1 protein-coding gene is annotated in these 4,759 nt (G+C 77.4%); it reads right to left on the bottom strand.

Translation table 11 applies throughout. The features are described from left to right. Positions 1-4,759 (bottom strand): beta-ketoacyl synthase N-terminal-like domain-containing protein (locus AB0N04_RS38370; RefSeq protein WP_360223350.1); only part of this gene is annotated, 4,759 nt, incomplete at both ends.

Here is a 4,759-nt window from a genome sequence, read left to right as displayed (position 1 = left end):
GTGACGAGGTGGTGGGCGAGGTGGGTGCCGAGGGCGCCGGTGGCTCCGGTGATGAGGACGGTGCCGTTGGGGTTGAGGGGGCTGTGGGGCTGGTGCGGGGGTGGGGTGGTGGTGAGGCGGGGTGTGTGGAGGGTGCCGTTGCGGAGGGCCAGTTGGGGTTCAACCGTCTGAAGGGCCGCGGCGATGGCCTCGGGTTCGTCGGTGTCGGTGTCGAGGAGGACGAGGCGGCCGGGGTGCTCGGTCTGGGCCGTCCGCACCAGACCCCACACCACGGACTGCGCCAGCCCGTCCACCGGCTCGCCGGCCGTCACCGCGACCGCGCCGCGGGTGACCAGCACCAGCCGGGAGTCGGCGAAGCGGTCGTCGGCCAGCCAGCCCCGGATCTCGTCGAGCACCCGGTACGCGGACGGGGCGTCCGGCACGTCGGATCGGACGACGCCGGGCGCCGGTGCCCCGGCCCCGACCAGGCGCAGCGCCTCGGCGTACGGCACCGGCGGCTCGGCCGCCGCGGCGGCGGGCGCCGGCACGGGCACCCAGGCGATCCGGTGGAGGCTGCCGGCGGTACGGCGGCCGGCGGTCAGCCGGGTCGGGTCGGTCGCCCGGACGGCGAGTGCGCCGACGGACAGGACGGGCGCCCCGGTGGCGTCGGTGAGCCGCAGTGAGGTGTGCTCGGGTGCCGCGGTGTCGAGGGTGACCCGCAGGGTGCGGGCGCCGGTGGCGTGCAGCCGGACGTCCTGCCACGAGAACGGGACGGGCAGGCCGCCGTCCGGGCCGGGCCCGGCGAGGGCCAGGGGGTGCAGGGCGGCGTCGAGCAGGGCCGGGTGCAGGCTGAAGCCGGTGTCGGTCGCTCCGTCGGGTAGTTCGACCTCCGCCCACCAGGTCCGGTCGCTTCGCCAGGCCGCTCGCAGGCCCTGGAAGAGCGGGCCGTAGGTGTAGCCGTGCTCGCCGAGCCGCCGGTAGGCGTCGGTGAGGTCGACCGGCTCGGCGCCGGTGGGCGGCCAGGTGCCGGTGCCGCTCCCGTCCGCGGAGGGGTCGGGTGTGGTGCCGGGGGCGAGGAGCCCGGTGGCGTGCGTCGTCCAGGTCTGCTCGGCGGTGCCGGTGTCGCTGCCGTCCGGTCGGGAGTGCACGGTGAGGGTGCGCCGGCCCACCTGGTCGGCGGCCCCGACGGTGACCTGGAGCCGGACGGCGCCCTGGTCCGGTACCAGCAGCGGGGCCTGGAGGGTGAGCTCCTCGACGGTGGGCGCGGCGGCCTGCGCGCCCACGTGCAGGGCGAGTTCGAGCAGGGCCGTGCCGGGGACGAGCACCGTGCCGAGGACGGCGTGCCCGGCCAGCCACGGCTGGGCGGAGAGCGAGAGCCGGCCGGTGTGGACGGTGCCGGAGCCGTCGGCGAGGTCCACGGCGGCGCCGAGCAGCGGGTGGCCGGCCTCGCCGAGGCCGGCCCGGGCCAGGCCGCCGCCGACGGGTGCGGCCGGGGCGTCCAGCCAGTACCGCTCGCGCTGGAACGGGTAGGTGGGCAGCTCCGGGCGCGGGCCGGCCGGGACGTCCGCGAAGTACGCGGCCCAGTCCACCGGACCGCCCGCGGTGTGCAGGGCGGCGAGGGTCCGCGGGACGCCGGCGGCCTCGGGCTGCTTGCGGGAGAGCAGGGAGAGCAGGACGGCCTCCGGCAGGGTGTCGGCGGCCATCGCGGCGAGCACGGTGTCCGGGCCGAGCTCCAGGAAGGCGTCGATGCCCTCGGCGGCCAGGGAGCGCAGGCCGTCGGCGAAGCGGACGGTCTCGCGGACGTGCCGCACCCAGTGCTCCGGGTCGGCCAGCTCGGCCGCGGTGGCCGTGCGGCCGGTGAGGTCGGAGACCACGGGGAGGCGGGGCGGGTGGAACTCCAGACCGGCCACCAGCTCCCGGAACCCGTCCAGCATCGGCTCCATCAGCGGTGAGTGGAAGGCGTGGCCGACCGTCAGTCGCCTCGTCCGGGCGCCGAGTCCGGCGGCGCGCTCGGCGACCGCGAGCACCTCCTCCCGGGTGCCGGAGATCACCGTGGCCCGCGGCCCGTTGAGCGCGGCGATCCCGACGTGCTCCTCGTGTCCGGCCAGCAGCCCGCGGGTCGTCTCCTCGTCGAGGGTGAGCGAGACCATCGCGCCACCTGGCGGGAGGGCGTGCATCAGCCGGCCGCGGGCGGTCACCAGGGCGGCGGCGTCCGCGAGGGACAGCACCCCGGCCGCGTGGACGGCCGCGATCGAGCCGATCGAGTGGCCGAGCACCGCGTCCGGATGGACGCCCCAGTGCGCGAGGAGGCGGAACAGGGCCGTCTCCAGGGCGAAGAGGGCGGGCTGGGTGTAGCGGGTCTCGTCGAGCAGGGCGGCTTCGGGGGTGCCGGGTTCGGCGAACAGCAGGTCGCGCAGCGGCCGGTCCAGGTGCGGGTCCAGCGCGGCCAGCGTGGTGTCCAGGGCCTCGGCGAACGTCGGCTGGGCGGCGTACAGTTCGCGCCCGGCCCCGGCCCGCTGGCTGCCCTGGCCGGTGAACAGGAACGCCGTGCGCCGCGCGATCGGGACGGCGGTGCCGGTGAGCGGGGCGGCCAGGGCGGTGAGCGCCTCCTCGGCCGTGCCGGCGACGAAGGCGGCCCGGTGCTCCAGCGCGGCGGGGCCGGTGGCCAGCGCGCGGGCCACGGCGGCCGGTTCGGTGTCCGGGTGCGCGGCGAGGTGGCGGGCGAGCCGGTCGGCCCGGTCGTGCAGGGCCTGCGGGGTGTGGCCGGAGAGCAGCCAGGGCAGCGGGGTCCCGTCGGCCCGGCCGGTGGGGGCTTCGGCGGCGGGTGCCTGTTCCAGGACGGCGGGCGCCTGTTCCAGGATGACGTGCGCGTTGGTGCCGCTGATGCCGAAGGAGGAGACGGCGGCCCGGGCGGGCCGGTCGGCCGCGGGCCACGGCCGGGCCTCGTCCAGCAGTCGGACGGCGCCGGCCGACCAGTCGACGTGCGGGGTCGGCTCGTCGATGTGCAGGCTCCTCGGGAGCTCCCCGTGCTGCATCGCGAGCACCATCTTGATCACGCCCGCCACGCCGGCGGCGGCCTGGGTGTGGCCGATGTTGGACTTCAGCGAGCCCAGCAGGAGCGGGGTTTCGCGGTCCTGTCCGTAGGTGGCGAGCAGGGCCTGGGCCTCGATCGGGTCGCCCAGGCGGGTGCCGGTGCCGTGCGCCTCCACGGCGTCGACCTGGTCGGGGGTGAGACCGGCGGAGGCGAGGGCCTGCCGGATCACCCGCTGCTGGGAGGGCCCGTTGGGGGCGGTGAGGCCGTTGCTTGCGCCGTCCTGGTTGACGGCGGAGCCGCGCAGCAGGGCCAGCACCCGGTGGCCGTTGCGGCGGGCGTCGGAGAGCCGCTCGACCAGCAGCAGACCGGCGCCCTCCGCCCAGCCGGTGCCGTCCGCCGCGGCCGCGAAGGGCTTGCAGCGACCGTCCGGCGCCAGGCCGCGCTGGCGGCTGAACTCGACGAAGGTCGCCGGGCTGGCCATCACGGTGACACCGCCGGCCAGGGCGAGGTCGCACTCGCCCTGGCGCAGGGCCTGGGCGGCCAGGTGCAGGGCGACGAGCGAGGAGGAGCAGGCGGTGTCCACGGTGACGGCCGGGCCCTCCAGGCCGAAGGTGTACGAGACCCGGCCGGAGGCCACGCTGCCCGCGCTCCCGCTGACCAGGTAGCCCTCGAAGCCGTCCGGAGCACTGGGCGCCTGGTGCAGCCGGGCGCCGTAGTCGTTGTACATCACGCCGGTGAAGACGCCCGTGCGGGAGCCGCGCAGGGCGTGCGGGTCGAGCCCGGCCCGTTCGAAGGCCTCCCAGGCGGTCTCCAGCAGCAGGCGCTGCTGCGGGTCGGTGGTGAGCGCCTCGCGGGGGCTGATGCCGAAGAACTCCGGGTCGAAGGAGGCGGCGTCGTAGAGGAATCCGCCGTCGCGGGTGTACGACGTGCCCGGGCGGTCGGCGTCCGGGTCGTAGAGGGCGTCGAGGTCCCAGCCGCGGTCGGCGGGGAAGCCGGCGACGGCGTCGCGGCCGTCGGCGAGCAGCTGCCAGAGCTCCTCCGGGGTGGTGACCCCGCCGGGGTAGCGGCAGGCCATGGCGACGATGGCGATCGGGTCGTCGTCGGGGGCCGTGGCCCTGGGCGCCTCGGCGACCACCGCGGCCGGGGTGGCGAGGAGTTCCGCGCTCAGCAGCGCGGTCAGCGCGGCCGGGGTCGGGTGGTCGAAGACCAGGGTGGTGGGCAGCCGCAGGCCGGTCTCGGCGGTGAGGCGGTTGCGCAGGTCGACGGCGGTGAGCGAGTCGAAGCCCAGGTCGGTGAAGGCCCGGCCGTCCTGGACGGTCGCCGGGTCGGCGTGGCCGAGCACGGTGGCGGTGGTGGCCCGGACCAGTTCCCGCAGCAGGCGCTCGGCCTCGGCCGGGGAGCCGGCCGCGGCGAGCCGGCGGGCCAGGTGCTCGGCCGGCGACGCGTCGGTCGTGGCGGCCGTCGCGGCCGCCCGGCGGCGGGTGGGCCGGACCAGCGAGCGCAGCGGCGCCGGGACGTCGGTGCCGGGGGCGCCGAGCGCGGCGGTGCTGAAGCGGGCCGGCACCAGCACCGGGCGGTCGGCCGCGAGTGCCTCGTCGAACAGCCGCAGGGCCTGGTCCACGGGCAGCGGGGCGATGCCGGTGCGGGCGAGCCGGGCGAGGTCGGCGGTGCCGAGTCGGCTGCCCATGCCGTCGTCCTCCCAGAGGCCCCAGGCGAGGGAGGTGGCGGGCAGGCCGAGGGCGTGGC

This window comes from Kitasatospora sp. NPDC051702, from assembly GCF_040681575.1.
Taxonomy (GTDB): domain Bacteria; phylum Actinomycetota; class Actinomycetes; order Streptomycetales; family Streptomycetaceae; genus Kitasatospora.
Note: the sequence above shows the minus strand (reverse complement) of the source record. Positions and strands in the feature narration are given on the sequence as shown.